This window comes from Brevibacterium sp. GP-SGM9, assembly GCF_047300845.1.
Classification (GTDB): Bacteria; Actinomycetota; Actinomycetes; order Actinomycetales; family Brevibacteriaceae; genus Brevibacterium.
Map to the genome: position 1 here is coordinate 1716680 of NZ_CP178563.1, position 26854 is coordinate 1743533.

General features: G+C 66.2%; 23 protein-coding genes and 1 pseudogene. 11 read left to right on the top strand and 13 right to left on the bottom strand.

What is annotated here, in order from left to right; genetic code table 11:
* The first annotated feature begins 31 nt into the window (after positions 1–31).
* Genes ACH82I_RS07855 through ACH82I_RS07865 form a run of 3 tightly spaced genes read left to right on the top strand, consistent with a single transcriptional unit; the run spans position 32 to position 3289 of the window.
* A complete protein-coding gene (locus tag ACH82I_RS07855) occupies positions 32–1075 on the top strand; it encodes a Bug family tripartite tricarboxylate transporter substrate binding protein (protein WP_413336561.1) in 1044 nt (347 codons plus the stop codon).
* A complete protein-coding gene (locus ACH82I_RS07860) occupies positions 1072–1749 on the top strand; it encodes a tripartite tricarboxylate transporter TctB family protein (RefSeq protein ID WP_413336562.1) in 678 nt (225 codons plus the stop codon). Before ACH82I_RS07855 ends, ACH82I_RS07860 begins: the two co-directional genes overlap by 4 nt.
* A 1-nt stretch (position 1750) precedes the next feature.
* Positions 1751–3289 (top strand): tripartite tricarboxylate transporter permease, encoded by a 1539-nt coding sequence (locus tag ACH82I_RS07865; protein WP_413336563.1) that lies wholly within the window; start codon positions 1751–1753, stop codon positions 3287–3289.
* 105 nt (positions 3290–3394) lie between these two features.
* On the opposite strand, the gene ACH82I_RS07870 is transcribed toward ACH82I_RS07865, so the two are convergent.
* Positions 3395–4978, bottom strand: coding sequence for an MFS transporter (locus ACH82I_RS07870; RefSeq protein WP_413336564.1), 1584 nt, complete (start codon positions 4976–4978; stop codon positions 3395–3397).
* 68 nt (positions 4979–5046) lie between these two features.
* Here ACH82I_RS07870 and ACH82I_RS07875 point away from each other — a divergent pair, with 68 nt between their 5' ends.
* Both ACH82I_RS07875 and ACH82I_RS07880 read left to right on the top strand, forming a co-directional pair.
* Positions 5047–5568, top strand: coding sequence for a TetR/AcrR family transcriptional regulator (locus ACH82I_RS07875; RefSeq protein WP_413336565.1), 522 nt, complete (start codon positions 5047–5049; stop codon positions 5566–5568).
* Positions 5569–5817: 249 nt separating this feature from the next.
* A complete protein-coding gene (locus tag ACH82I_RS07880; RefSeq protein WP_413336566.1) occupies positions 5818–6765 on the top strand; it encodes a hypothetical protein in 948 nt (315 codons plus the stop codon).
* A gap of 186 nt (positions 6766–6951) precedes the next feature.
* On the opposite strand, the gene ACH82I_RS07885 is transcribed toward ACH82I_RS07880, so the two are convergent.
* On the bottom strand, positions 6952–8772 hold the full coding sequence (locus tag ACH82I_RS07885; RefSeq protein WP_413336567.1) for an NAD(P)/FAD-dependent oxidoreductase: 1821 nt from the start codon (positions 8770–8772) through the stop codon (positions 6952–6954).
* A gap of 113 nt (positions 8773–8885) precedes the next feature.
* On the opposite strand from ACH82I_RS07885, the gene ACH82I_RS07890 reads away from it, so the two are divergent.
* Positions 8886–10055: a GAF domain-containing protein gene (locus ACH82I_RS07890; protein WP_413336568.1), complete on the top strand. Its 1170-nt coding sequence runs from the start codon at positions 8886–8888 to the stop codon at positions 10053–10055.
* On the opposite strand, the gene ACH82I_RS07895 is transcribed toward ACH82I_RS07890, so the two are convergent.
* From ACH82I_RS07895 to ACH82I_RS07905, 3 genes are all read right to left on the bottom strand, one after another.
* Complete coding sequence (locus ACH82I_RS07895; RefSeq protein ID WP_413336569.1) at positions 10056–11102, bottom strand: NAD(P)-dependent alcohol dehydrogenase; 1047 nt, start codon at positions 11100–11102, stop codon at positions 10056–10058.
* Positions 11103–11193: 91 nt separating this feature from the next.
* Entirely contained in the window at positions 11194–11622 is a 429-nt protein-coding gene (locus ACH82I_RS07900; protein ID WP_230748126.1) for a VOC family protein, read from the bottom strand.
* 86 nt (positions 11623–11708) lie between these two features.
* Positions 11709–12593, bottom strand: coding sequence for a helix-turn-helix domain-containing protein (locus tag ACH82I_RS07905; RefSeq protein WP_230748128.1), 885 nt, complete (start codon positions 12591–12593; stop codon positions 11709–11711).
* Positions 12594–12660: 67 nt separating this feature from the next.
* Between ACH82I_RS07905 and ACH82I_RS07910 the strand changes: the two are divergent.
* Together ACH82I_RS07910 and ACH82I_RS07915 are read left to right on the top strand one after the other, a co-directional pair.
* Positions 12661–12882 (top strand): annotated as a pseudogene (locus ACH82I_RS07910) (ArsR/SmtB family transcription factor); the annotation flags it as partial.
* Positions 12883–13124: 242 nt separating this feature from the next.
* Positions 13125–13493 carry an SRPBCC domain-containing protein gene (locus ACH82I_RS07915; protein ID WP_230748277.1) on the top strand — a complete coding sequence of 123 codons (369 nt, stop codon included), beginning with the start codon at positions 13125–13127 and terminating at the stop codon, positions 13491–13493.
* 7 nt (positions 13494–13500) lie between these two features.
* Here ACH82I_RS07915 and ACH82I_RS07920 read toward each other — a convergent pair whose 3' ends face one another.
* Positions 13501–13812, bottom strand: a complete 312-nt coding sequence (locus ACH82I_RS07920) for an ArsR/SmtB family transcription factor (protein ID WP_230748130.1) — start codon at positions 13810–13812, stop codon at positions 13501–13503.
* A 48-nt stretch (positions 13813–13860) separates the two neighbouring features.
* Here ACH82I_RS07920 and ACH82I_RS07925 point away from each other — a divergent pair, with 48 nt between their 5' ends.
* Positions 13861–15111 carry an MFS transporter gene (locus tag ACH82I_RS07925; RefSeq protein ID WP_413336570.1) on the top strand — a complete coding sequence of 417 codons (1251 nt, stop codon included), beginning with the start codon at positions 13861–13863 and terminating at the stop codon, positions 15109–15111.
* A gap of 70 nt (positions 15112–15181) precedes the next feature.
* Here the strand turns inward: ACH82I_RS07925 and ACH82I_RS07930 are convergent, their stop codons facing one another.
* From ACH82I_RS07930 to ACH82I_RS07950, 5 genes are all read right to left on the bottom strand, one after another.
* On the bottom strand, positions 15182–16468 hold the full coding sequence (locus ACH82I_RS07930) for an adenylosuccinate synthase (protein ID WP_230748134.1): 1287 nt from the start codon (positions 16466–16468) through the stop codon (positions 15182–15184).
* A gap of 165 nt (positions 16469–16633) precedes the next feature.
* The gene (locus ACH82I_RS07935; protein ID WP_230748136.1) at positions 16634–19198 is read right to left on the bottom strand and encodes an ABC transporter permease; all 2565 of its coding nucleotides are present in this window, start codon (positions 19196–19198) and stop codon (positions 16634–16636) included.
* Complete coding sequence (locus tag ACH82I_RS07940) at positions 19195–20010, bottom strand: ABC transporter ATP-binding protein (protein WP_230748138.1); 816 nt, start codon at positions 20008–20010, stop codon at positions 19195–19197. Before ACH82I_RS07940 ends, ACH82I_RS07935 begins: the two co-directional genes overlap by 4 nt.
* A 129-nt stretch (positions 20011–20139) precedes the next feature.
* On the bottom strand, positions 20140–20925 hold the full coding sequence (locus ACH82I_RS07945) for a response regulator transcription factor (protein ID WP_230748139.1): 786 nt from the start codon (positions 20923–20925) through the stop codon (positions 20140–20142).
* Complete coding sequence (locus tag ACH82I_RS07950; protein ID WP_230748141.1) at positions 20922–22526, bottom strand: sensor histidine kinase; 1605 nt, start codon at positions 22524–22526, stop codon at positions 20922–20924. Before ACH82I_RS07950 ends, ACH82I_RS07945 begins: the two co-directional genes overlap by 4 nt.
* Before the next feature lie 216 nt (positions 22527–22742).
* Between ACH82I_RS07950 and ACH82I_RS07955 the strand changes: the two genes are divergently transcribed.
* Complete coding sequence (locus ACH82I_RS07955; protein ID WP_413336571.1) at positions 22743–23222, top strand: fluoride efflux transporter FluC; 480 nt, start codon at positions 22743–22745, stop codon at positions 23220–23222.
* The gene (gene crcB / locus ACH82I_RS07960; protein ID WP_230748146.1) at positions 23219–23596 is read left to right on the top strand and encodes a fluoride efflux transporter CrcB; all 378 of its coding nucleotides are present in this window, start codon (positions 23219–23221) and stop codon (positions 23594–23596) included. The genes ACH82I_RS07955 and crcB overlap by 4 nt, the downstream gene beginning before the upstream one ends.
* A 75-nt stretch (positions 23597–23671) precedes the next feature.
* Here the strand turns inward: crcB and ACH82I_RS07965 are convergent, their stop codons facing one another.
* Positions 23672–25195, bottom strand: coding sequence for an SDR family oxidoreductase (locus ACH82I_RS07965; RefSeq protein WP_230748148.1), 1524 nt, complete (start codon positions 25193–25195; stop codon positions 23672–23674).
* Positions 25192–26730: an alpha,alpha-trehalose-phosphate synthase (UDP-forming) gene (locus tag ACH82I_RS07970; protein WP_230748150.1), complete on the bottom strand. Its 1539-nt coding sequence runs from the start codon at positions 26728–26730 to the stop codon at positions 25192–25194. The genes ACH82I_RS07965 and ACH82I_RS07970 overlap by 4 nt, the downstream gene beginning before the upstream one ends.
* Positions 26731–26854 lie beyond the last annotated feature (124 nt).

Below are 26854 nucleotides of genomic sequence, written 5' to 3' on the forward strand. Positions count from 1 at the left end.
CTCTCAAACTCACTGACTGAAAGTCTGATCAATGTCGATCCACACTCCCTCTCCGTCCGAGGACTCCGGCGGAAAGACCTCACATCCTTCCCGGCGCATGTTCGGCCGAATCGCCTATGGTGCGATCGCCGTGGCCGCGATCGGAACGGCGACCACCTATTCGGTCAGGGCCGCCTCGGCGAAGGGCGATCTGTCCTCGAACCTCACCCTCATCGCTCCTGCGGGAGCCGGCGGCGGCTGGGACGGCTTCGCCCGCGAGGCCCAGCAGGCGATGCGCGTGACGCGCCTGGCCAACAACGCCCAGGTCGTCAACATCCCCGGCGCCGGCGGCACCATCGGCCTCGGCAAGTTCTCGACCATGCACGGTCAGGCCGACACCCTGCTGGCCACCGGCACCGCGATGACCGGCGGAATCGCTTTGAACAAGTCCCCGGTCGGCTTCGACAACACGACGCTGCTGGCCCGAGTGGCCGAGGACTACGACGTGCTCATCGCCTCCGCGGACTCCCCGTATGACACGATCGACGATGTCATCGACGCCTGGAAGAAGGATCCCAAGGGATTCGTGTGGACGGGCGGATCGGCCGGTTCGGTCGACCATCTCACGATCGCCCAGCTCGCCCTCCTCGGCGACATTCCAGCCTCTGACATCACCTACATTCCAAAGTCCGGCGGCGGCGAGGCGATCCAGACCCTGCTCTCGGGCACAACGGACTTCGCCTCCTGCGGGTTCAACGAGGTCTCCGACCAGGTCGAGGCCGGCCGTGTCAAGGCCATCGGCGTCGCCGCACCGGAGCGGGTCGCCGGTTTCGAGGATGTCCCCACCATGTCCGAACAGGGCTATGAGGTGACGCTGACGAACTGGCGCGGCTGGCTCGGGGCACCGGACATCACCGGCGAGGAGTCCGCGCAGCTGCTCGAGATCCTTCAGAAGACCCGTGACAGCGCGGAGTGGAAGGACGCCCTCGAGCGCAACAAATGGACCGATGTGTGGCTGACCGGTGAGGAATTCGCCGAGTTCATCAAGGAAGACACCTCTCGGGTCGAGAAGCTTCTCAAGGAGTTGGGACTGTGAGCGTACAGACGCAAGCGAACACACGAACCCGGACGGGCCACCTCGGCGCCGGGACCTGGTGGGAGGGCCGATCGGGACTGATCGTGCCCGTGATCATGGCCGCCTTCTCGACGTATCTGCTTGTCGGGATCCTCACGATGGAGGTCGCCGAGGACGCGGACCAGCCCGGTCCGCAGTTCTTCCCGATGCTCATCATGATCGTCGGCTACGCCATCACCGTGCTGCTGACGATCGCCTATATCCGCAATCCCGAACCCGTCGATGTCTCTGATGAGCTGCCCGCCGAGGCGGAGGAGGAGAAGGCGTTCTCGACGCCGGTGACCTCTGCGGTCTCGGCGTCCCGTATGGATCCTCACGAGGAGGACGAACCGAGCCGTGATCGTCAGGCCCTCGCCGAGGCGCGCGCCGCGGATTCCAAACACCGCACCCATTCGGACTTCGTGTCCCTGGCCTGGGGCGCCGGTGGTTTCGCGGCCTTCGCGCTGATCCTCGAGTTCGCCGGCTGGATCATCGCCGCGGCTCTCCTGTTCTGGTGCGTGGCGAGTTCCATGGGATCGAAGAAGCCTCTGTTCGATCTCACCGTGGCGCTGACGTTCTCGTCCCTGGTCTACATCGCCTTCGCGGTGATGCTGGGACTCAACCTGCCCTCGGGCATCCTGGGAGGTGGCTTCTGATATGGACGCAGTACTGTCCCTCTTCGAGGGCTTCACACACGCGCTGACCCCGATGAACCTGCTTTGGGTCGTCGTCGGCTGCTTCCTCGGCACCGCCGTCGGCGTGCTGCCGGGCCTCGGTTCGTCGATGGCGGTGGCTCTGCTGCTGCCGATGACCTTCGCGCTCGATCCGACCGGTGCGTTCATCATGTTCGCCGGCGTCTACTTCGGCGGCCTCTTCGGCGACTCCACGATGGCGATCCTCATGAACACCCCGGGTCAGGCCTCGGCCATCGCCTCGACCTTCGAGGGCCACAAGATGGCCAAGGCCGGTCGCGCCCCGCAGGCGCTGGCGACCGCGGCGATCGGGGCGTTCATCGGCGGGTTCGTCTCCTGCTTCCTCGTCGTCTTCGTCGCTCCGCTGCTCGCCGAACTCTCCACGAGCTTCGGTCCCGCCGAATACTTCGCCCTCGCACTCTTCGCCTTCGTCGCCACCTCCTCGGTGGTCGCCGATTCGGTGCTCAAGGGCCTCATGGCACTCGTGCTCGGCGTCGGGATCTCGGTCATCGGCATCGACTCGGTCTCGGGCACGGAGCGTTTCACCTTCGGCGTCCCGGAGCTTTTCGACGGCGTCTCGCTCGTCACCGTGACGGTGGGCATCCTGGCCCTGGGCGAGGTGTTCTTCATCGCCTCGCGGATCAGGCGCAAGGCCAACGACAACACGATCAACGCCTCGGGCCGGCCCTACCTGAGCCGCAAGGAATTCGGAGAGGCGCTGCCGGCCTGGCTGCGCGGCACCGCGATCGGACTTCCGTTCGGCGTGATCCCCGTCGGCGGTGCCGATGTGCCGACGTTCATGGCCTACGGCCTCGAGCGCAAGCTCGACTCCCGGCGCAAGGACCCGCAGTTCGGCAAGGGCGCGATTCGCGGTCTGGCCGGGCCCGAGGCGGCCGGATCCGCCACGACGGGCATCGCCATGGGTGCCCTGCTGGCTCTGGGTCTGCCGATCTCGGCGACCGCGGCGATCATGCTCGCGGCCTTCCGCCAATACGGTCTGCAGCCGGGCCCGCTGCTCTTCGACCGCTCCCCCGAGCTGGTCTGGGGTCTGCTGGCCAGCTTCTTCCTCGCGATGATCGTCCTGCTCATCATCAACCTGCCCTTCGCACCCCTGTGGGCGAAGCTGCTGAAGATCCCGGACCCCTACCTCTACGGCGGCATCGCGGTCTTCTGCGGGCTGGGCATCTACGCGACGTCCGCCTCGACGTTCGAGCTGCTCGTCCTGCTGGGAATCGGCATCATCAGCTTCGTGCTCAAGCGCTACGGTGTCCCCTTGGCTCCGCTGATGATCGGCATGGTTCTCGGGCCCCTGGCCGAGTCGAGCCTGCGCGATGCCCTGCTGGCCTCGGGCAACGATGCCTCGGTGCTCGTAACCTCACCGATCACGATCGTGCTCTACATCGTCCTCATCGGGGCGCTGGTCTACACCGGCGTCGGCCGGGTGCTGGCCCGTCGGAGGCAGGCCGCGGCGACCACCGCCAAGGTGGAGGAGCCGGTGAGCTGATCACCTGCTGACCTGTTGACCTGCACGAGGCCCCACCGACGATTCGCATCGTCGGTGGGGCCTCGTGCATCTGCCGCGCTCAGTACCGCAGGCGGTTCCGCCACCTCAGCCGAGGACGCTCCCCTGCGTCTTCACATCGTGGCCATCGGCCTCCTCGGTGGGTTTCGACTGCGAGCCCGGCAGGAGTCGTCCGGCGCCCTTGAGCCCGAAGGTCGTGAGCACGGCGGCGATGAGGACGAGGACGACGGCGGCACCGGCGGCCCACTGCACGCCGAGGTCGAAGGCCGAGACAGCCGCCTCGGCGATCCGATCACCGGTGGCCCCGCCCACCTCGGCGGCGTGTTCGAGGGCCGAGCCCAGGGTCTCGAATTCGGACCCGCCGGCAGTGTCGCCGATCGTCGAGGTCAGGGTGGACCCATAGACGAACGTCGAGAGGCCGCCGAGGACCGCGGTGCCCATCACCGAGCCGAACTCGTAGGCGGTCTCGGAGATCGCCGAGGCGGCACCGGCCTTGTTCGCCGGGACGGCACCGAGGATGAGGTCGTTGGTGATGACCTCGGCGGTGCCGAGCCCGATGCCGAGGATGAGGAAGGCCAGCAGCATTCCCGCCACCGAGTGCTCGGGGGTGAAGGCGACGATGCCCATGCCCGTCGCATTGAGCAAGAGTGCGCAGGGCACGACCACGCGCGGTTCGAACCGGGCGATGATCGGCACCGCGAGGTAGCCCGCCGCGATCGAGGTGATGAGTCCGGGGACGAGGACGAGCGCGGCTTCGATCGGGGAGAGCCCGAGGACGAGCTGGAGCAGCTGGGTGCCGAAGTAGAGGAATCCGGCCAGCCCCATGACGCTGAGCAGGTTCGAGGCCACCGCCGAGCTGAAGACTCGGTTCGTGAAGAGTCGCACGTCGAGCATCGGAGTCGGCATGGCCAGCTGCCGCGCGACGAAACCGGCACCCGAGGCGATGGCGACGGCCAGGCTCGCCCAGAACAGCAGGTCGACGCCGTCAGCCATGCCGTGCTTGATGGCGAAGACCAGCGGGGTGAGCATGAGCATCGACAGGGCGATCGAAAACGGGTCGATGCGACCGGGATTTGGGTCCCGTGATTCCGGCAGAAGCAACATGGCGGCCGGGAGGAAGAGCGCGATCAGCGGAAGGTTGATGAAGAAGATCGAGCTCCAGTGGAAGTGTTCGATGAGGAAGCCGCCGACGATGGGACCGAGTGCGGCACCGCCGGAGAACATGGCCGCCCAGGTGGCGATCGCGACCCGGCGGTCCTTCTCATGCAGGAAGATGTTGCGGATCAGGGACAGCGTCGACGGCATGAGCGTGGCCCCGAAGAACCCGAGCAGGGCACGGGCGATGATGAGCATCTCCGCCGAGCTGGAGAACGCGGCCAGCAGAGAGGCCAGACCGAATCCTGCCGCACCGATGATGAGGAGCTTGCGACGTCCGACACGGTCACCGATGCTGCCCATGGCCACGAGGAGACCGGCGAGCATGAGGGCGTAGATGTCGACGATCCACAGCAGCTGCGTGCCGGTCGGGTGGAGACCGGTGCTGATGGCCGGGATAGCGAACCCGAGCACGGTGTTGTCGATGGAGATGAGCAGAACGGGGATCATCAGCACCGCCAGGCCGGCCCATTCGCGCCGGCCGGCGCGCAGCTGTGGAGTCTGTGTAGTGGACATGACATTTACTGTACCGTCTAGACGGTACAGTTGAAAAGTCAGGCAACCCATCCGCTAGGCTCGGAGGCATGGCCCGCAACTCCTCCGAGACCAAAGACAAGCTGCTCGATGCCTTCGAGATCCTCCTCGATGAGCACGGCACCTCGGGCGCGACGCTCGATGCCGTCGCGGCGAAGGCGGGAGTGTCCAAGGGCGGACTGCTCTACCACTACGGGTCGAAGGCCGAACTCGTCAAGGGCAGCCTCAAGCGACTCGACCGCCTCGTCGCCGAGGACGTCGAGGATATGAAGGCCGCCGGGGAGCGCCTGCACCTCTACTACCTGGAGACCTCTGCCGAGGTGGGCACTCCCCTCGACCGCAGCCTCATCGCCGCGGGCTGCCTGGCCCTGGAGAACGAGGACGCGAAGGCGGCCCTGCGCAGGACCCGGGAAGCCTGGTTCAACACCCTCAACGACCACCTCGGCGATCCTGATTTGGCGATGACCATCCAGCTCATCGGCGACGGCATGTACTTCAATCAGAACTTCGGGCTCTCCCAAGCCGAGGCGCTCGCCCACGTCAAGAAGGTGCTCAGCCGCCTGGGGCTGTAGGGCGCGGAGCCGTGAGAGTGCGGGGCGGCGAGGGCTCGACCGCGCGAAGCTCCGGCAACCGGCGTGCTCCACCTCGAAGTCGCGGACGATTCGTGCGGGAGCGGACCTGAATTCTCGGCACGAATCGTCCGCAACTCCGAAGGTTCTCGCTCACCACTCGCGCGTAGAAAGCTGTGGACAGCGAAACGCCATCCACAGACGCTCTTCGTACTATTCTTTTACGTTCTGCAGTGATGCATTATGTCGTCTATGTTCAATGACGACAGATGGAAGATGTTGGACTTCCCGCAGCTGTTCCGGACCAAGGAGTACGTTTCGCGCGGAATCACCCGTCACGGCCTCTACCACTCGGATCGCTACAGACAGGTGCTCCCCGGAGTCAGGATGGACCTCGAGTGCTGCGATCGCCGCCCGGTCCCGGTGTGGGCTGACAACGACTGGCGGTGGGATGCTCAGCGGCTGCGCGCAGCGCTCCTCCTCTATCCCGGCGTCGTGGCCAGCCACGCCATGGCCGCGCGTCTCTATGGCTGGCCGCTTCCCTCCAATTGGCTGACGGATCAGCTTCACGTCTCGGTGAGGAATGCGAATTCTCGGATCAGACTTCGTCAGATCACTCTGCATCGAGCGAAGCAGATGTCGACTCGAGAATGGTTCGGTCTGCCGATCCTCTCCCCCGAAGACGTCTTCATCGGCCTCGGCGGCGACCTGCTCACCCGCGACCTCATCAAGCTCGGCGACGCCGCGGTCGGCAAGTGGCACGGATCCCCGCAGATCGGCCTCGATGACCTCAGAGCCTCCGTGCGTGATCGCCCGTTCGTCCGTGGGCGCAGACACCTCATCGAAGCACTCGACATGGTTCGCCTCACGGTCGACTCTCCTCCCGAGACCGACCTGCGCCTCTGGGCGATCGCGGTCGGGCTGCCCGAACCGGTCGTCCATCCCCAGATCTACAGTCGGATGCTCGGACGTGTGGTCGAACCCGATCTCGGCTACCCCGACGCGCTGCTCGCCCTCGAGTACGAAGGAGAACACCACCTGCGCTCGAAGCGGCAGTGGCAGAGCGACATCAATCGAGACGAAGCACTGCGTGCCGAAGGCTGGACCGTGCTCCGAGTGACGAGCAGCATCAACTACGCGCAGCTCGAGACGACCATTCGCCGTCATTTGGGGCTGGAGGCACCACGGCGACGCGCTTGAAGGTCCTCCGCGGATGGCGATGCGGCCGCTTCAAGCCCGGCGCCGGCAAGTTGCGTTCACTGCAAGCCCGGAACTCGCGAGTTATGGCCTCTGCGAGCCCTCACCCGGCGAGTTGCGGACGATCTGTGCTCGTTTTCGAGGCCCACTCCCGCACGAATCGTCCGCAACTCCCCTACAGTTCGCGCCTCACCCCAGGTGGTGGACCTCCTGAAGCCCGTACACCGGAGTCTCGATCCCCTCATACCGGGCCTTGAGTTGGAGGGCCAGGTAGAGCGAATAGTGCCGTGACTGGTGGAGGTTGCCGCCCATGAACCACAGGTTCTCCTGCTGGGTGGGCTTCCACATGTTGCGCTGCTCGCCCTCCCAAGGGCCCGGGTCCTTAGTTGTCTCCGAGCCGAGCCCCCAGCACTTGCCCACCTTGTCGGCGGTCTCCTGGTCGACGAGGTCGGCGACCCACCCGTTCATCGAGCCGTAGCCGGTGGCATAGACGACGAGGTCAGCCGGAAGTTCCGTCCCATCGCTGAGCACCACCGAGTCTTCCGTGAGATGGTCGACCTGCCCTTTGGCGAGCTTGACCTTGCCGTCGGCGACGAGCTCGGCCGAGCCGACGTCGATGTAATAGCCCGATCCGCGACGGAGGTACTTGAGGAACAGACCCGATTCGTCATCGCCGAAGTCGAGGTCGAAACCGGCTGCCTCCATCCGGGCGTAGAAGTCCTTGTCGCGCTCTTTGATCTGGTCATAGAGCGGGATCTGGAATTCGTGCATGATCCGGTACGGCAACGAGGCGAAGATCAGGTCGGCCTTCTCCGTCGTCACTCCGCCTTCCAGCGCGCGTTCGGAGTACAGGTCGCCCATCGCGATATCGACGAGTGAATCGCTCTTGACGATGTGTGTGCTCGAGCGCTGCACCATGGTGACGTCGGCGTCGTTCTCATACAGTGCCCCGCAGATGTCGAAGGCGGAGTTGTTGCTGCCGATGACGACGACCTTCTTGCCCGCATAGGCATCCGGTCCGGGGTGCTGGGAGGAGTGCTGCTGCTCCCCTTTGAACACGTCCGAACCCGGGAACGTCGGGATGTTCGGTTTGCCCGACATGCCTGTGGCCATGACGAGGTGAGTCGGGTTCAGCGTGATCGTCTCCCCCTCACGCTCGACCTCGACCGTCCACGTCTTCGTCGCCTCATCAAAGCTCGCCGAGGCGGCTGTGGTCGAGGACCAGTACGGGATCTCCATGATCTTCGTATAGGACTCCAGCCAGTCCGCAATCTTGTCCTTGGGAGCGAAGACCGGCCAATTGTCGGGGAACTTCAGGTACGGCAGGTGGTCGTACCAGACCGGATCGTGCAGGCACAGAGACTTGTAGCGGGAGCGCCATTGGTCACCGGGCCTGGCCCAGCGGTCGATGACGAGGGCCGGGACACCGAGCTGCCGGAGGCGAGCGCCGAGGGCGATTCCGCCCTGTCCCCCGCCGACGACGAGGATGTAGGGGTCGGCGGTCGTACCCCAGGCGGCGTCCTCCTCGGCGAGCTTGTCTGACCAGCTCTTCCTCTCAGGATCGACTCCGTGTTCGGCACCTTTGATCCGTCGGGTGCCGCGGGGCTCTTCGTGCCCGGTCAGCTCCTGGAGGGAGGTGAGCATGGTCCAGGCCTTCGTCCCGTCTTCGTCGATGAGGCGGACGAGTCCCTTGCCTCGACCCACCGAGGTGGTGAAGGTGAACCAGGCCTCGGTGACCCCGTCGGCGGTGGCCGCGGGTTCGGAGAGTTCGAAGTCCGAGGGCGAAACACGGTCGAGGTTCGCGCTCAGCAGGTCGCTCACCCCATCGGGGTTCTCCACCGTGTTGAGGTTCCAGGTGAAGGACACGAGGTCCCGCCAGTAGCTCGTCGTGGCGAACAGTCCTGCCGCGGCCGCGATGTCGCGGGCGGTCAGCGCCTCCTCGAAGGCGGTGAACCAGTCGGTGGCGATGTCATCGGCAGTGCGCTGGGGTCGATCGATTGTGGTGGTCATGTCACTCCTCTTCGTTGAGCTGGGTGCCACCAAGCTATGCCTGCTGCACGGGCGGGGAAAGGGTTGCATAGAGTTGCATGGGCACGGTTGACCGGAGTGCCTATACTCGAAACATGCCACAGCCGGACCTGGCGCATCTCGCCAGGGATCTGACACGCATTCACGATGCCGTGATCACCGGCGGTTCGCCGCCGGTGCAGCCTCGCGCGCTCGTTGCGCGCTCGTGGGATCGGATGCTGCGCCTGGGTCTCGACCCGTCCGGGGGCAATCGTCGGGTCGTGGCCGCCGAGGCGGATGTTGAGTCCCGCAGGCATCGTTCGAAGCTGCGCCTCATCGTCGATGAGCTCAAGTCCGTGCTCCTGCGCGCCCCGGATGCAGCCACGTTCATCCTCGTCGTCACCGATGCCGAAGGTGTGATCCTGTGGCGCGACGGGGCCAGCGGTGCCAGGCGTCAGGCCGATGGCCTGGGTTTCGTCGAGGGCGCTCACTGGTCGGAGTCCGTGGTCGGGACGAATGCGATCGGCACGGCCCTGGCCGAAGAGGCTCCGGTGCAGCTGTTCTCCGCCGAGCATTTCGAATCCGCCCAGCACCCTTGGTACTGCAGTGCGGTGCCGGTCCATGATCCCGGGGATGGTCGGCTGCTCGGCGTCGTCGACATCAGCGGTCCTGCGCTGACCCTGCATCCGACGGTGCAGTCGCTGGTCACCACCGCCGTCAAACTCGCCGAGGCGCGGCTGCTCATCATCCAGCAGGAGGCACTCAACGGCCTGCGGGATCGGATGTCGCCGATGTTGCGCGGCACACGCGGACCAGCGCTCGTCGTCGATGACGAGGGCTGGGTCGCCTACCAGCAGGGAGTCGGGGCGCGGGATCGCATCGAGGCTCCGCGGGAGGACAGGACGATCCTCATTCCGGGTGCCGGGCTCTGCTCTCCGGAGCGGGTGACAGGCGGCTGGCTGCTGCGGCCCTCACGCAATGCGGGCGATCGCACCGTGGCGGTGACGCTGCGCTGCTCCACGTCGCCCGCGACTCTCGAGATCGACTCGGACACTGGGCCTCTGACGATCCCGCTGACCCCACGTCGTGCGGAGATCCTCTCAGCGGTCACCTCGGCGGGGGACGCCGGGATCAGTGCCGCCGAACTCAGTCGCAGACTCTACGGCGATGCCGACCACCTGGTCACGGTCCGCGCCGAGGTCTCCCGCCTGCGCCGCTCGATCGGCGCCCTCCTCTCGACCCAGCCCTATCGCTGGGCCGATGGAGTGAGCGCGAGCCTGAGCTGATCAGCTGTCGTGCGGAACGATGACTGCCCGCCCGGACAGCTCACCTGCCTGCAGTTTCCTATACGCGTCGAGACCGTCCTCAAGACTGTAACGCTCGATTTCGGGAACGATCTGGCCGGCCCTGTACATGTCGACGACCTCGTGAAGGTCCTCGATGGTGCCCCAATAGGTGTTGGTCAGCGTCGATTCGTAGGGATTGGTGAAGAAGGACCACTCATAGGATCCGCCGCCGATTCCGACGACGGTGCACCGCCCCTTGAGGCCCATCGACTGTGCGGCCACTGCGATGGTCCCGCTCGCGCCGACGAAATCGAATGCCGCGTCGACGCCCTTACCGCCAGTGATGTCGCGGATACGTTCCGCCTGACCATCACCGCCAGCTACCGTGACGGCACCAGCATCAGCTGCTTTCGCCATCGCTTCGTCCTTCATATCCGTGGCGATGACCGTCGCCCCCGTGAGCGCGCGCAAGATCTGAACGGCGATCTGACCCAACCCGCCGAGACCGATGACCAATGCGAACTTGCCACCGCCATTGAGATTCGGCAGTGCCTGCTTGATCGCGTGATAGGGCGTCAGGCCGGCATCTGACAGCGGTGCGGCCGCAACCGGATCTGCATCGCCGAGTGAAACAAGGTTGCGCGCGGGAACAGTGACGTACTCGGCCATGCCGCCATCACGGCCGAGGCCGATGGCCAAGTAGGGATTTGTCGCGGCGTTCACGCAGTAGGTGTCCTGCCCGCGTGAGCACGCGCGGCACTTTCCACAGCCGATGGGCCCGTAGGCAAGATAGGCATCGCCCTTGGTGAACCCGGTGACGCCCTCGCCCAGTTCTTCGACCCAACCGGAGTTCTCGTGGCCGAGGATGAATGGAGGCGGGACTGCTCCGGGACCGCCCTTCTCAAATTCGTTGTAGACGGCTACGTCCGAGTGGCACGCACCTGCACCCGCGACCTTGAGCAGAACTTCGCCCGGACCCGGTTTGGGCTTGTCGACATCCTTAAGGACGGGGAAGGTCTTGTAGTCTTCGAAGACTATCGCTCGCATGAAATGATCTCCTCTCATGGGCTTCGTGGCGCGAATCCGTGCCACAGGCCTCACCATACTCAGGTGCGATCAATAAATGCTGACCTATGTGTCAGAGGCTGCCCTGTTCTGCTTGCGCTCCCCGATACGTCCCGAAGCTCCACAGCACGCCTTCGGGATCCTGAACGCTGAAGTCCTTCGAACCGTAGTCCTGTTCGGTCAGGCCCATGATTTCGGTCGCCCCGGCAGCGATGGCCCGGTGGTAGAGGGCTTCGACGTCATCGGCGGCGATGTAGACGGAGCCGGTCGCCACACCGGTCTTCGTCATCACTCCACCGTCATCGCGGGCGGAGCCGAGCATCACTCCCCCACCACCGGGCCAGGAGAGTTCGGCATGGTCGACGCGGTTCGGGTCATCGGCGTTCGTGTATTCGGCGGAGACTTCGAACCCGAACGCCTCCTGCAGGAACGTGATCGCCGCCTTCGCATCGCGGTAGCGGAATGTGGGCCAGATGTTGGCAGCTCCAGTTGTCTTCGACATGAGTCTTCCCTTCTCTCGTCTGACTTTGCTTACTCCACTGTGGTGGCAACGACTGCTGGAAGTCTTGGACGAATGGGAACTGGAGCTCAGGAGCGAATGAAGATCCGCTCGATAGGTCCAGCAGCCTCAGGTGGTGACTTCCTCACGACCGGATCGTCGTTCAGCCATCGGACCGGACTGGTGCCCGACAGCGCCCTGAACTCGCGATTGAGATGCGCCTGGTCGGTGTAGCCGCAGGCAGCGGAGATCTCAGCCAGCGACAGCCTCCGGGCTGCAACCATTCGCCTGGCCCGGTCGAACCTGATCACTCGCGCCGCTTCCTTGGGACCGATGCCGAACTCGGCCGTGAACTGGCCGTTGAGGTGGCGCCTGCTCCACCCCACCTGCTCGGCGATGCCGGCCACAGGAACACCGCCGCAATTCCTCACGATCTGCCTCCACGACTCGATCAGCTCCGCCCGAGGCTCAACAGGGCTGAGCCTGGACGCGGATCGGCGCTCCACCTCGGCGAGGGCCCGGAGAAGAACCTCATCAATGGCGTCGAACCGGGCGGCCCATGTCGGTTCGGCATTCACCCGTTCATACAGCTCGGAAGCGATCGGCCGGGAGACCTCCTCGAGGTCGTAGGTGCGGTGAGCGAAGTCGCCGGCCGGGATGCCGAAGATCGCCCGCGTCGCGAACGGTCCGAAGTTGATCTGGATTCCGGCCATCGATCCGGCATGACGGATCAGCGTCGAGCGCAGGTGCAAGCCCGCCAGGAGCACGTCGAAGGACTCGGTGGAATCGCTGGCCTCAATGTATTGGTGCAGCGATTCGCCGATCGAGAGGATGAAGGTCAGCGAACCCGAGGGCAGTCCCAGATGCGTCCCCGCGGGGACGCCAGAGATGTCGTAGCCGACGTAGTCCCCGACGAACTCGCGCAGGCGCGGATGTGGATGGCGGGTGAGGTTATCGGCATCCGGCGCGGACATGCCAGCAGTCTATTCCTTGTGCCCGGACCTCCGACCGTCGATTTTCAGCAGACTTCTCTCTGCATCGATGACATATGCAGGTAATCACCTGCATATTGAAGAGGTGACAAACGACGGCGATCTCGATTCCGTGTTCAAGGCGCTGGCCGACCCGACTCGGCGCGGCATCCTCGACGCACTGAGACTCGAGAACGGACAGTCGCTGCGCGAACTCTGCGAAGGCGCTTCGATGGCCCGACAGTCGTTGACACAGCACCTCGATCTCCTAGTCGAGGCCAACCTCGTCGTCGTCACCCGCAGGGGCAGAGAACGGCGGCACTATCTCAATCCGCATCCGATCCACGAAATGCACCAGCGGTGGACCCGCGAGTTCGAGCACAAGCACTTCGACGTCATCGACGCCGTCAAACACAACGCTGAGGAGTCAGCCATGAACACCGACAACGATTTTCCCGACTATGTCTACGTCACCTATATCCACGCCACCGCGCAACAGGTCTGGGATGCCCTGACCGACCACGAGATCACCGCCTGTACTGGAACGATGTCGCCGTCGTCTCCGACTGGAAAGTCGGCTCCTCGTGGGCGCACCACGCGGGCGGGCCCGATGGTGACTTTGACACGTGGGGGAAGGTCCTCGAAACAGACCCGCCGAACAAACTCGTCTTCACCTTCCAATCAGCCGAGCAGAGCCTTGACCAAGAAAGGTCGATCGCCTCATATCTCATCGAGGAGTCCGGTGAGGTCGTGAAGTTGACGGTGACGCACACGAACTTCGCGGATTCCGGTCTGCGCACCGGGATCGCGAAAGGCTGGCCCGCGGTTCTCGCTGGCCTCAAGTCTTACCTGGAGACCGGTCAGGCACTGCCCGCCGAAAGCTGGGACATGGCGGTCGGCTGAGCTGACCTCATTCCGGCAGCACGGACTCGAGCAGCCCTGGGAAGCGGGCGTCAATGTCTTCTCGACGCAAGGTCAGGCGCCGGTTCCGGCCATGGAGTTCACTGACGATGACGCCTGCTTCGCGCAGCACCTTGACCTGATGCGAGCGGGTCGACTTGGGCACTTCCGGCCCGAGCGCCGAACAGTCGACCATGTCCAGCGGCCCTGCCTGCAGCTGTCGGACAAGAGCGAGTCTCGCCTCGTCGCTGAGCGCGAAGAGGACAGCTGTGAGCTCGATGTCCTCGCGTCCCGGGTGCGGGAGACTTTCGTTGGCAACCATAGTTCGATAATAGTTGAACCGTCTGAGCGGCTGATATACGATCCGACAATGGTTCCAAAACTTTCGAACACTACGGTGGAGGACTCCCTCACCACCGAACCTGCGCCCGCCCTGACCTGGTGGTCGCGCGAGCGGTGGCGTCTGCGGCTCGCCCTCATCGCCACGACCGCGATGATGGCTGGAGCGAGCGCTCCCTCGCCGTTCTATCCGGTGATTCAGAAGACCTTCGGCTTCGCCCCGGTGATGATCACCGTCGTGTTCGCCGCCTACGCCGTTGCTCTTCTCGCTGCACTGCTCACCGCCGGGGCGCTGTCCGATCATGTGGGACGGCGCCCGATGATCTCGGCCGCGTTTGCTGTGCTCGCCGTGAGCATGGTGCTGTTCTGGCATGCCGACAGCGCAACGGCGCTCATCCTCTCCCGCGTAGTTCAGGGGATCGCCAGCGGAATTCTGCTCTCCACCCTGTCCGCCACCGTCGTCGATCTCGAACCAACCGACAAACCCGGATCAGCCTCGGCATGGAATTCGATCTCCGCCATGGCCGGCTTGGCGATCGGAGGTCTCATCGCCTCGCTCACACTCTTCGCCCTCACCGAGGCCGCAGGCGCGAGCGTAGTCTTCGGCACACTGACCGGCGTCTACATACTCCTGGGCGTCCTCATCTGGGTGATCCCGGAAACGTCAGCACGTCGCCGCGGGGCTTGGCTCTCGCTCCTCCCCCGCGCTTCCCTGCCGCGCGAGATCCGCCGAGTCTTCGTCTATTCGACTCCGGCGTTCATCGCCGGCTGGGCGACCGGCGGACTCTATCTGTCCCTGGGCGCGAACATCGTCGCCACCCAGTTCCATACCAGCTCACACCTGGTCAGCGGACTGGTTGTCACCGCCCTGGCCGGGTCGGGGGCGGTCGCCGGTTTCGTCCTCCGCAAGCGCTCCGCACGCACGACCACACTCTTCGGCGCTATCGCCCTTGCCTGCGGCAGTGCCCTGACCCTCATCGCGCTCACCCTCGTGTCGCCGGAGCTGTACTATCTCGCGGTGGTCATCACCGGCACCGGTTTCGGCACCACTTTCCCAGGGGCCCTGCAGTCAGTATTGTCCATGGTCAGACCCGGCACCAACGCCGAGGTGATGGCTGCAGTCTTCGTCGTCTGCTACTTGTCGTTCGGCATCCCGGTCGTCATCGCCGGAATCCTCGTCCCCCTCATCGGCCTCTTCGCCGCGGCCTGTTGGTACGGCGCGTTCGTCGTCGTGCTCGCCGCGGGTGCTACGGTGCTGCGAGCCCTCGGCGCCCGCGGCTGAATCCGACCATGCGAAAGGGCGCTGCGAGCAATCCTGCCCGCAGCGCCCACTTCAATAACTCAGACCAACATCAGTCCAGCAGATCGTGCCTGACGATCGACTGCTCACGGTCCGGGCCGACGCCGATGACCGACATCCGGCAGCCGGAGATCTCTTCGAGGGCGAGCACGTACTTCTGCGCGTTGACCGGCAGATCCTCAAAGGTCCGCGCCCCGGTGATGTCCTCGCTCCAGCCGTCGAAGTACTCGAAGATCGGCTTGGCGTGGTGGAACTCGGTCTGGGACACCGGCATCTCGTCCTCGCGCTGCCCGTCGACCTCATAGGCCACGCAGACCGGGATCCGCTCAATGCCGGTGAGCACGTCGAGCTTGGTCAGCACATAGTCGGTGAAGCCGTTGGTCCGTGCGGCATAGCGGGCGATGACCGCGTCATACCAGCCGCAGCGACGGGGACGTCCGGTGTTGACACCGAATTCGCCGCCGGCCTTCTGGAGGTACTCCCCCATCTCATCGAAGAGTTCGGTCGGGAACGGTCCGGCACCCACTCGGGTCGTGTACGCCTTGACGATGCCGACGACGCGGTTGATCCGAGTCGGTCCGATTCCCGAACCCACGCAGGATCCGCCGGCAGTCGGGTTCGAGGAGGTGACGAAGGGATAGGTGCCGTGGTCGACGTCGAGCATCGTCGCCTGCCCGCCCTCCATGACGATGACCTCGTCACGATCGAGGGCATCGTTGAGCATGAGCTCGGTCTCGGCAACATAGGGGCGCAGCCGTTCGACGAAGGGCTCGAAGTACTCGACGATCTCCTCGACGCTGACCGCGCGACGATTGTAGACCTTGACCAGCAGTTCGTTCTTCTGACGCAGCGACCCCTCGATCTTCTGCCGCAGGATCGACTCGTCGAAGACGTCCTGGACCCGGATGCCTAGACGCCCGATCTTGTCCATGTAGGCCGGTCCGATGCCGCGTCCGGTGGTGCCGATGGCGCGCTTGCCCAAGAACCGCTCGGTCACCTTGTCCAAGGTCTGGTGGTAGGGCGCGACGAGGTGGGCGTTGGCCGAGATCCGCAGCTTCGAGGTGTCGGCGCCGCGAGATTCGAGCGCGTCGATCTCTTCGAAGAGCGCCTCGAGGTTGACGACGACGCCGTTGCCGATGACCGGAGTGACGTTCGGGGACAGGATGCCGGCTGGAAGGAGTTTGAGCTCGTACTTCTCACCGCCGACGACGACCGTGTGCCCTGCGTTGTTCCCGCCATTGGGCTTGACCACGTAGTCGACGCTGGTTCCGAGGATGTCGGTCGTCTTCCCTTTACCTTCGTCGCCCCATTGAGCGCCGACGACAACGATTGCTGGCATGAGAGTACTTCACCTCAAAGTGAGAGAGGGGGTGTCTTTACCCGGTCAGTCTACTGGCTCACACGGACACGACGGCGGGCGGGAGGCCGAATTCCCTCCCGCCCGACACAGTGCCCGATCGAAGCGCGCGTTCCCGACTGAATCACCAGCCGAGCGCACCCCGCATCACTCCATGCTCATGCCCTTGGCCGGGGCGATCCGGGACATCGCCCGGGCCGGGATCGCCGAGGCGAGCAGGGCGGCCACGAGTGCGGCGAGCGCGATGAGCCCGATCTGGATCGGCGGAACCGAGAGCACCGGGTCTGCCGACTCCGGGGTGATCGACGCCGTTCCCACCCAGCCGAAGAAGGTGCCCACTCCGGCTCCGAAGACGAGGGCGATGACCGTCATCAGCAGGGACTCGATCGTGATCATCCGCGACATCGCCCGGCGTGTGAAGCCCAAGGCCCGCAGCAGGGCCCCTTCCCTGCGCCGGTCGATGACCGAAAGGGTCAGCGTATTGCTGACACCGATCACGGCGATGATCACGGCGGCGGCCAGCAGGCCGAGCACCACGGTCAGCGCCACCTGGAACGTCGAGGCGAACTGGGCGCGCAGCTGCGCCGGCGCCGCATCCGCACTCGCACCGACCCCGTCGAGCTCCGAGCTCAGGGCCTCGATCTGCGAGGTCGAGGCGTCATCGGAGATCTTCACCCAGGTCTGCTCCCCCAGGTCATCCCCTGCGGCCTCGTCGATGCGCTGTGCATCGGCTCCGCTGACCAGCGCCGTCCCCGCGGGGACGTCATAGGATCCGCTGATCTTGAGCTGCAGAGTCGTTCCGCCCACGTCGATGCTCGCGGTTTTGCCGTCGAGTTCGTCGGACGCTCCGTCCACTCCCAGCGCGCTCGGGTCGAGGAGCACGGTCCCCTCGGCCACGTCGTAGCCGTCGCTGCGCAGGACCGGGGAGTCCTCGGCTCCCGCAGCACTCGTGAGACTCAGGTCCCCGGAGGCCTCGCTTCCGTCCACCCGCACCGAGGCGGCCGCGGCGTCCACATCCACCCGGTCCTCGACGATGGGTGAGTCATCAAGCACGGAACTCACATCCCCACTGTTCCCAGATTCGGTACCTGCGCCGCTTGCTCCGCCGGCGACCACCAGGTCGACGGGGGTGTCCTCGGCGGTGGCGAGTTCGAGAGTGCGCTGCAGGCTCGCCGAGCCGACGACGACCGCGGTGACGAGGGTGACGCCGATGAGCAGGGCACCCGTCGTCGAGGCCGTGCGTCCCCCGGCCGAACTGGCAGAACGACCGGCCAGCTTCACCGTGGTCGAGCGTCCGGTGACCAGGGAGACGAGCCGGGCGAGCAGCGCCACCAAGGGCGGAACGAACGCGCGGGCTCCGATGAGCAGGGCCACGAAGAGACCGAAGCAGCCGAGGATGCCGAAGACCACGGACTGACTCGACACCCCGAGCAGACACAGCCCGATCCCGATGGCCCCGAGGACCACAGCGATCGTCATCCGCACCCAGCGCACGCGAGGTGCCGCAGCGGGAACGTCGACTGGTCGCAGCGCCTCGATGGGCGAGACCCGGGAGGCACGGATCGCGGGGATGAGACCGGCGACGACGGTGACGACGATGCCGACCGCCGGGCCCACGATCAGAGCCGCCGGAGACAGGGACATCTGCGCGAACTCGGGCATCCAGAACGCCCGCGCCGCGGCGGCGAGTCCCCAGCCGAGGAGGAGGCCGAGGCCCACACCGATGGCGGATCCGGCCACGCCGAGTCCGAGGCTCTCGAGCACCGAGGCTCCGCGCACCTGAGTCCGTGATGCTCCGACCGCACGGAACAGGGCGAGGATTCTGGTGCGGGATGCGACGAGCACATTGAAGGTGTTCGAGATGACGAGGGCAGCGACTCCTGCGGCCAGCAGGCCGAAGGCGATGCCGACGGTCGAGAGCATGTCGGAGGCTCCGGACAGCTGCTTGAGCTGATCGGCGACGACCTGGTCGACGGTTCTGACCGTCACCGCCCCCGCGGAATCCGAGATTTCGAGTGCGTCATCGACCGCCTCGGCGAGGTGGGCACGGTCGGTCCCATCGGCGGCGACGATGCGGATCGCCTCGGGCGTGAGTTCGGTCGGCGCCTTAGCCAGCCCCGACTCGGTGAGGTAGAGGGTCAGCCCGGAGGACGAGGAGCCGGGCATGATGCCCGAGACCGTGAACGTGGGCCCGTCTGCGCCCGGGTCGCCTGGGCCGGTGAATTCGGCGAGGCTGACCTCGTCACCGACGTCGACCCCGAGGGTCTGGGCATCGGCTTCGCGGAGCATGAGCTCATCGCCGCCCTGCGGGGGTGCACCGGACTCGGTCTCGTCCTGCCCCTGGGGGACGGAGCTCACGGAGGCGGACACGGACGTCGACCCGGCGGTCAGGGATACGAAACCGGACTGGATCAGTTGGGCGCTCTCGACGCCGTCGACCTCGGCGGCCGTGTCTCGCATGGATTCGGTCAGGCCGGCAGTCTCGTCGTCCGTGCCTGAGGCGGCCGCGACGGAGTCGGTGGGTTCTTCGGCGGTGACGGCGACATCGGCGCCGGCCCATTCGGCGCGGACCTGATTGCGCAGGGTGTCGCCGAAGGCCTGTGAGAAGAGGAGGGCCGCGACGATGAAGGCCACGGACACGGCGATCGCGATCATCGCCGCGCTCAGTCGCCCCGAGGCGCTGCGCAGGTTCGACCAGGCGATGCGGTTCATCGGGCACCCCCTGCGGAGGTCAGGCGCATGAGCGAGGAGGCGACGGTCTCGGGGTCCGGGTGGGCGAGCTCCCCGGCCAGACGTCCGTCGGCGAGGAGCACGACCCGGTCGGCCCGGGCGGCCGCACGGGGATCGTGGGTGACCATGACGACGGTCTGGCCGAGTTCGTCGACCGAGGAGCGGAGGATGCCCAGCACTTCCTCGCCGGAGTTCGAATCGAGGTTGCCGGTGGGCTCATCGGCGACGAGCACGTCGGGTTGGGAGACGAGTGCCCGGGCGACGGCGACCCTCTGCTGCTGCCCGCCGGAGAGTTCGTGGGGGCGGTGGCGGAGTCGGTCGCGCAGACCCAGCAGGTCGACCATGCGCTCGAAGACGCGGCGGTCGGGTTTCTTCCCCGACAGCTGCGAGGGCAGCAGGATGTTCTCCTCGGCGTTCATCGCGGGCACGAGGTTGAACGACTGGAAGACGAATCCGATCCGGTCGCGGCGCAGCGCGGTGAGCTTGCGATCGTTGAGCCGAGAGATCGCCGTCTGCCCGATGAAGACCTCCCCCGAGTCCGGGGTGTCGAGGCCGGCGAGCATGTTGAGCAACGTCGATTTGCCCGATCCGGAGGGCCCCATGATCGCGGTGAAGCGTTCGGCTTCGATGTCGAGGCTGAGATCGTCGAGCGGCCTGACCATCGCATCGCCGTCGCCGTAGGTCTTGCGCAGTCCGATGGCTTGGATGGCCAGCCTCGGCGCCGGAGCGGAGTCCGGGGAGGGGGCGAAGGTCGGGTACGGGTGGGGGTCGGTGTGCGTCGCTGATGAGTTCATGACTCCAGCTTCGTCGCCGACCCCACCCGACCACATCGGACCTCAGGATGGTCTTCACCGGTCCCGCCGAGGTGGTCGTGGCCCGGCTGTCATACCTGAGGATGATGGGCGTCCGTCCCGGTGAGGAGCTCAGCGTCCGGGTTCGACGAGTCCGGCTTCGTAGGCGAGGACGACGGCCTGCACGCGGTCGCGGGCCTCGAGCTTCATGAGGATGCGTCCGACGTGGGTCTTCACGGTCGGTTGGGCGAGGTAGAGCCGCTCGCCGATCTCGGTGTTGCTCAGACCTGTGGCGATGAGGACGAGGACTTCCCGTTCCCGCGGGGTCAGGGACTCGAGCCTGCGGGCATCGGCATCATCGAGTCGGCTGGGTGTGGGCTCACTGACCTGGGATGATGTCGCCGAGGCGCGGTCTGGCCCGGGACCGTCCCCGACGCCGAGGCGGGGCAGGAGCTGGTTGTCGAGCAGCCGTCGGGTGGTGGTGGGGGCGATGACCGCTCCGCCGTCGACGACGGTGCGGATCGAGTCGAGGAGCACCTCGGGCAGGGTGTCCTTGAGGAGAAAGCCGGAGGCACCGGCCCGCAGTGCCCGCAGGGCGTATTCGTCATCGTCGAAGGTGGTCAGCACGATGATCTTCGGGGTCCGGATCTGTCCCTCGTCGGCGAGGGCTAGGATCTCCTCGGTGGCGGCGATACCGTCGATGCGGGGCATGCGGACGTCCATGAGCACGACGTCCGGCAGCTCCTGTCGGACGATGTCGAGGCCTGCGGCGCCGTCGCTCGCCTGTCCGACGACGCTGAGATCGGCCTGGGAGTCGATGACCATGGCGAAGCCCGCCCGCACGAGAGCCTGATCGTCGACGAGCACGACGCGCAGAAGCCCGGAGACCGGACCCTCAGTCTTCGCATCCGTGCTCATCGGCTGGTCTCCTCGGTCGCGGTGGTTCGGGCCTGCTCGGGCTCAGGTGCGTCGAGCTCGGCGGTCGCGGGGGCCGATTCCAGCGCTGCCGACGAGGCGGTCACCTCGGCGCGGGACAGCGGCAGCCTGGCCTCGACGAGGAATCCCGTCATCGATCCGAAGGCGCTGCCGGGAACCGCACCGGAGGAGAATCCGGGCTTGCCGGTGCCGCGACGGCCCGCACCGCTGGGCCCATCGGACCCGTCGCTGATGCCCGTCGAGCGAATCGGCCGGGCGGTGAGCGTACCGCCGTAGAGTGCGGCGCGTTCCTGCATGCCGAGGATGCCGTGTCCGCGGCCGCGCGTGACATCGTCACCGTCCGCGACGGTGTCCGCACCCGTGCCAACCGCAGCACGACCGGCGCCGGAACCAGTTGCACGGCCGGTGCCGAAACCAGCCGAAAGCCCGGTGCCGTTGTCGCTGATCCTGGTCACGAGCTCCTGGCCGTCGATCTGCAGCTCGACATGCGCCCGGGCACCGCCTCCGGCGTGTTTGAGGACATTGGTCAGCGCCTCCTGAACGATGCGGTAGACGGCGAGCGAAGCACCATCGGGCAGTCGCCCCCGATCGAAGCCTCCGACGCCGGCCACCGAGACCGGCAGCCCCGCAGAGCGCACATCGGCGATGAGCGAGTCGATATCGGCGATACCCGGCAGCGGTGCGGAGGGCCGGTCCTCCTCGCCCTCGGCGCGGAGGAACCCGAGCAGCGACCTTGTCTGCGCCAGCGCATCACGCCCGGTGTGGGCGATGGTCTCGAGCACACCCGCCGCGGCCGCCGGATCGGTCTTCGCGGCGTAGCGTCCGCCGTCAGCCTGGGCGATGACGACGGAGAGCGAATGGGCGATGACATCGTGCATCTCGCGGGCGATGCGCATGCGCTCGGCGTCGGCGGCCAGTCGCGTCTCGGATTCGCGCTCTCGTTCGAGCAGGCGGTTGCGCTCCCAGACTCCTTCGATCTCACGCCGGCGACGGTACCCGGCACCGCCCCACAGCCAGGCTATGAGGACGATCGCCGCACACAGTGCCACGACAGTGGCCAGCAGCGCGTACTCCCCGGCTTCGAGGGGCCGCGGGTTCGGCCCGATCGTTGCCTGCAGAGAGATGAGATAGAGCCATCCGCCGAGGAACAATGCCCCGAGCAGACCGAGACCGAGAACGATCCGACCGTGGTTGCGAGTCCCCCACGCGGTCGTCGAATACACGGTGAGCGGCACGGCGATGATTCCCAGGGTCGGCCCGATCATCGTGACCACCGCGAGCAGGCAGCCGAGCGCGATGAGCGAGGAGCTCAGCAGCGGCCGGGTGCGCCGCAGGGCCAAGGGAACTGTCTGGAGCAGGGCGATGGCGATCTGGATGGGCTCGGGCACGAGTGCGAGTTCGCTTCTCTCGGCCTGAGCGGTCGCGGTGAGGACGGCGAAGAAAGTGACCGGCAGGGCCCACAGCAGGGAGTCGAGGATCCAGGGTCGGGCGGCGAGGAAGCGACGGGCCCGGTCGATTCGGTCGGGTGCCCACTGCTGAGGTGCGGGCAGGCCGGCTGTGTTCCCGGACTCTCGATTGCTCATGGAGAACATGGTAGTTCGGAGCCGAAAAGGCACGCATCATCCCCAGGGATGACTGCTGTGGCACAATGGCAGTGACGCGGATGCGTCAAGGCGGTGGGGCTCGCCGTACCCAACCTCGGTTCTCCGACAACAGTCCCTACCTCGGCCGGCCGAAGTATGCCCGAAAGGTAGGAGACCCATGGACCACTCCCCCACTCTGGCCGAGGGAGGCCAGGAGTGAACCGGCCGAGCCATCTGCGCCTCTCCTACCTCGGTCTCGCATTGCTGGGAGGAACCTTCGGCACCGCCGCCCGCGAGGCGCTGACCTTGATCGTCCCGCCGATCAGTGGAATCCCGGTGGCGATCTTCGCGATCAACATCCTCGGCGCCTTCTGCCTCGGACTGCTCCTCGACGCCCTCGCCCGGCGCGGTCCCGACGAAGGCCTGAGACGGACGGCGCGGATCCTGCTCGGCACCGGGTTCATGGGCGGATTCACCACCTACAGTGCACTCGCCGTCGACACGGCGGCCCTCCTCGGTGAGGGTGCCGTGGGCACCGGGCTGGGATACGGGCTGCTCACCGTGCTCATCGGCGCGGCCGCCACCTGGGCGGGGATCGCGGTGGCCACGCTGACGCATCGCAGCGGCTCCGCCGTGCCGCCGCAGAGGGATGCGGACCTCGCCGAGTCCGATACCCGGAGCGGAGGTGCCAGGTGACTCCGCTGATCTTCATCGGACTCGCCGTGGCCGGCGGATTCGGGGCCGCTGCGCGGATGCTCCTCGACGGGCTCATCAAGTCCCGGATCGCGGGACCGACCCCGTGGGGGACGATCATCATCAACGTCTCTGGTTCGCTCGTACTCGGATTCCTCACCGGGCTCGCCGCGGGACAGATTCTGCCGCAGGCCTGGCTTCTCGTCGTCGGCACCGGATTCCTCGGCGGCTATACGACGTTCTCAACCGCCAGCGTCGAAACGGTGCGTCTGCTCCAGGAGCGCAAGTGGCTCATCGGCCTCGGCAATGGGCTGGGGACCCTCGTCATCGCGACCGGCGCGGCGGGGCTGGGACTGTGGATCGCCGGACTCGTCTGACCCCGAGGCCGGGCCTCGCCCTGAGCCTCACCCCAAGCCTCACCCAAGTCGGTGGGCCCACCCAGGACCGGAGGCTCAGCGCCGGCGGCGGTTCTTCCGGGCGGCCTTCTCGATGTTCTTCGCCATCGCGGGGAAGATGAGGCGGTGGAAGGGTGAGACGAAGGCCCAGTAGAGTCGGCCGCGAATGCCGCGGGGGATGAAGATCGCCCGCTGGCGGTAGTCGACGCCGTCCGCGGTCTCGTCGATGGTGAATTCGAGCCAGGCTTCCCCGGAGACCTTCATCTCCGCGTGGAGAAGCAGCTGGGAGTGCGGCTCGACGATCTCGGCCCGCCACCAGTCGACGGGGTCTCCGACGCGCAGAGACTCAGGCAGTCTGCGGCCGCGGTTGAGTCCGGCTCCGCCGACGACCTTGTCCCAGACTCCACGGACCTTCCAGGCGATCGGCAGAGAGTACCAGCCGTTGTCCCCACCGATGCCGACGATCACCTGCCACAGGTCCTCGGCAGCGATGCCGGTGAAACGGTATCGCCTGTCGTCGCTGAACACACGGCGACCGGCCCAATGCGGATCGTTCGGCAGAGGCTTGGCGGACTGCGCCAACAGACCCGAGTCGGCATCCCAGTTCGTGTCGACGGCGCCTTCGGTCTCTCGCTGCAGTGCCAGGCGCACGGACTGCTCATAGGTGAGCAGACCGGTCTCGGGCACGGAGATGATCGCGTCGACCTCGGCATCGTCGGTGACGGCGTCCTCCTGCAGGGACTGCACGAGCGGCAGGGTCAGCGAGAATGGCAGCGGGGTGACGAGTCCGACCCAGATGCCCGAGAGCGTGGGGGCCGGCAGGGGCACGGCGATGACGTGGCGGGGTTTGAGCCCGGCGATTCGTGCGAAGGCCCGCATCACCTCGGCGTAGGTGAGGACGTCGCGCGAACCGATGTCGAAGGTGCCGTTGACGTGGTCCTCGACGTCGACGGCGGAGAGCAGATAGTAGAGCACATCGCGGACCGAGAGCGGTTCGACCCGGTTCGACACCCAGTTCGGGGCAGGCATCCACCTCAGGGTCGTGGCCAGGTGTCGGATCATCTCGAATGAAGCCGATCCCGATCCGATGATGATGCCGGCTTGGAAGATGATGGCCTCGACCGTCGAGTCGAGGAAGATCCGGCCGACCGCTGCTCGTGAGCGCATGTGCTTCGACAGGGAGTCCTTGTCCGGGTGGAGCCCGCCGAGGTAGATGATGCGTTGGACGCCTGCGGCTTCTGCGGCTTCGATCGCTCGGGAGGCGGATCGGGATTCGCGAATCTCGAAGTCACCGCCGGAGCCCATCGAGTGGACCAGATAGTGCACAACGTCGATGCCGACCATCGCGTCGGCCAGACCTTCGCCGGTCTCGAGGTCGATAGTGCGGACGTCGACATCGTCGACCCAGGGAACACCGCGCAGCTTCTCGGGCGACCGCACACCCACGCGCACTTCGTGGCCGGCCTGGAGAAGCCTGGGGACGAGCCGACCGCCGATGTAGCCGGTGGCTCCCAGGACGAGGATTCGGCGTGGGCTCGGGCTGTGGCGGATGGTCTCCTCGTGCGGGTTCGGCTCGGTCACTGCGCCTCCTGACTCATGGCGGTCTCAAGAGAGCCGCCGTCTGTCGTACCGGTGGATTCGGAACGATCATAACGCCGGGTTTCGAGGTCGGTGAGGAAATCGTACGCCCATACATGGACATCGTGGCCGGCGACGACCTCGGCCATCGCGTCCATACGTCTCCGGGCGAGCGATTCGTCCGTGGTCGCGGCGTTCGCGATCGCTGCCTTCAGCCCGGCCCGATCGTGCGGGTTGACCAGGTGAGCGCCGGTGAGCTCATCGGCGGCACCGGCGAACTCGGAGAGCACGAGTGCTCCACCGCGTCCGCGCCGGGCGACGACGAATTCCTTGGCCACGAGGTTCATGCCGTCCCGCAGCGAGGTCACCAGCAGAATGTCGGCGGCCAGGTACAGGGCGATCGTCGAGGCGAGAGAGTAGGACCGGTGGAGATAGTGGACGACCGTGCTGCCCGGTGCCGCGAACTTCCCATTGATCCGACCCACCTGATGCTCGACGTCGTCGCGCAGCTCCCGGTAGGCCGGCACCCCCTCCCGGCTCGGCACGGCGACCTGCACCAGTCGTGTGCTCAACGGGTCGAGCACACCCTCATCGAGCAGCTCCTCGTAGGCGAAGAGACGTTCGAGGATCCCCTTCGTGTGATCGAGGCGATCCACGCCGAGGAGGAGCGTCGTCGGTGATCCGAGATCCTCGCGAACGGAGCACGCCTCGGCCGCGACCTCCTCGGACCGGGCCGCGGCAGACACCGCCACGGCATCGATGGAGATCGGATAGCACCGAATCCTCGGCGCGGTCATCGCTGACGAGGAGCCGGTGCCGGTCGCCTGCGGCACGACTTCGATCGCGGAGGGGTCGGTTTCGGCGGTCAAGGGCGATGTTTCGGTTCGCGCGGGAAGCGCGGTGCTCCGGGATGGTGCGAGTCGGTCGAGCGCGGCGGTGAAGTTGACGACGTCGGAGGCGCGCTGGAAGCCGATGACATCCGCGCCGAGGAGGCCCTTGAGGATGTCGTCGCGCCAGGGCAGCTGGGAGAACAGTCCGAGCGAGGGAAAGGGGATGTGGTTGAAGAAGCCGATCGAGAGATCGGGGCGCTGCTCGCGGACGAGGCGCGGAACCAGCTGCAGTTGGAAGTCGTGGATCCACACGGTTGCGTCGGTGGCCGCGGTGGTCACGACCGCCTCGGCGAATCGCTCGTTGATCTGCCGGTACGAGTCCCACCACGGACGTCGGAACTGCGGGGCCACCACCTGATCGTGATAGAGCGGCCAGATCGTGGCATTGCAGCACCCCTCGTAGTAGCTGCCGAACTCTTCGGAGCTCAGTGCCACCGGCACCAAGGACATGCCCCCGGCTTCGAAGGGGGCGAAGGCCTCGTCACAGCTGCCCGACCATCCTATCCACGCACCCCCACGCTGCCGGACCACCGGGGCGAGCGCAGTGACGAGTCCGCCCGGGGACGTGTGCCATGAATCGCCGCACCGGTCGACGGGCAGACGATTGGCAACGACGACGAACGAATGTCGGCCATCCTCTCCGGACATCGGGAACCTCCTCGTTGTGGAGCGAATGCGAGATCGCACTCGACGTGATGTTTACACAGTAAACTGGTCGAATTTAACGCTATCACATGCCGATGGCCACAACTTGATTGTCAGCTGAATCCGC

What these genes read in the sequence shown, in the direction of transcription:
- ACH82I_RS07855 (WP_413336561.1), top strand. Translation starts at nt 32, where the DNA reads ATGTCGATCCACACTCCCTCTCCGTCCGAGGACTCCGGCGGAAAGACC.
- ACH82I_RS07865 (WP_413336563.1), top strand. Translation starts at nt 1,751, where the DNA reads ATGGACGCAGTACTGTCCCTCTTCGAGGGCTTCACACACGCGCTGACC.
- ACH82I_RS07870 (WP_413336564.1), bottom strand. Translation starts at nt 4,978, where the DNA reads ATGTCCACTACACAGACTCCACAGCTGCGCGCCGGCCGGCGCGAATGG.
- ACH82I_RS07875 (WP_413336565.1), top strand. Translation starts at nt 5,047, where the DNA reads ATGGCCCGCAACTCCTCCGAGACCAAAGACAAGCTGCTCGATGCCTTC.
- ACH82I_RS07880 (WP_413336566.1), top strand. Translation starts at nt 5,818, where the DNA reads ATGTTCAATGACGACAGATGGAAGATGTTGGACTTCCCGCAGCTGTTC.
- ACH82I_RS07885 (WP_413336567.1), bottom strand. Translation starts at nt 8,772, where the DNA reads ATGACCACCACAATCGATCGACCCCAGCGCACTGCCGATGACATCGCC.
- ACH82I_RS07890 (WP_413336568.1), top strand. Translation starts at nt 8,886, where the DNA reads ATGCCACAGCCGGACCTGGCGCATCTCGCCAGGGATCTGACACGCATT.
- ACH82I_RS07895 (WP_413336569.1), bottom strand. Translation starts at nt 11,102, where the DNA reads ATGCGAGCGATAGTCTTCGAAGACTACAAGACCTTCCCCGTCCTTAAG.
- ACH82I_RS07900 (WP_230748126.1), bottom strand. Translation starts at nt 11,622, where the DNA reads ATGTCGAAGACAACTGGAGCTGCCAACATCTGGCCCACATTCCGCTAC.
- ACH82I_RS07905 (WP_230748128.1), bottom strand. Translation starts at nt 12,593, where the DNA reads ATGTCCGCGCCGGATGCCGATAACCTCACCCGCCATCCACATCCGCGC.
- ACH82I_RS07920 (WP_230748130.1), bottom strand. Translation starts at nt 13,812, where the DNA reads ATGGTTGCCAACGAAAGTCTCCCGCACCCGGGACGCGAGGACATCGAG.
- ACH82I_RS07925 (WP_413336570.1), top strand. Translation starts at nt 13,861, where the DNA reads ATGGTTCCAAAACTTTCGAACACTACGGTGGAGGACTCCCTCACCACC.
- ACH82I_RS07930 (WP_230748134.1), bottom strand. Translation starts at nt 16,468, where the DNA reads ATGCCAGCAATCGTTGTCGTCGGCGCTCAATGGGGCGACGAAGGTAAA.
- ACH82I_RS07935 (WP_230748136.1), bottom strand. Translation starts at nt 19,198, where the DNA reads ATGAACCGCATCGCCTGGTCGAACCTGCGCAGCGCCTCGGGGCGACTG.
- ACH82I_RS07940 (WP_230748138.1), bottom strand. Translation starts at nt 20,010, where the DNA reads ATGAACTCATCAGCGACGCACACCGACCCCCACCCGTACCCGACCTTC.
- ACH82I_RS07945 (WP_230748139.1), bottom strand. Translation starts at nt 20,925, where the DNA reads ATGAGCACGGATGCGAAGACTGAGGGTCCGGTCTCCGGGCTTCTGCGC.
- ACH82I_RS07950 (WP_230748141.1), bottom strand. Translation starts at nt 22,526, where the DNA reads ATGAGCAATCGAGAGTCCGGGAACACAGCCGGCCTGCCCGCACCTCAG.
- ACH82I_RS07970 (WP_230748150.1), bottom strand. Translation starts at nt 26,730, where the DNA reads ATGTCCGGAGAGGATGGCCGACATTCGTTCGTCGTCGTTGCCAATCGT.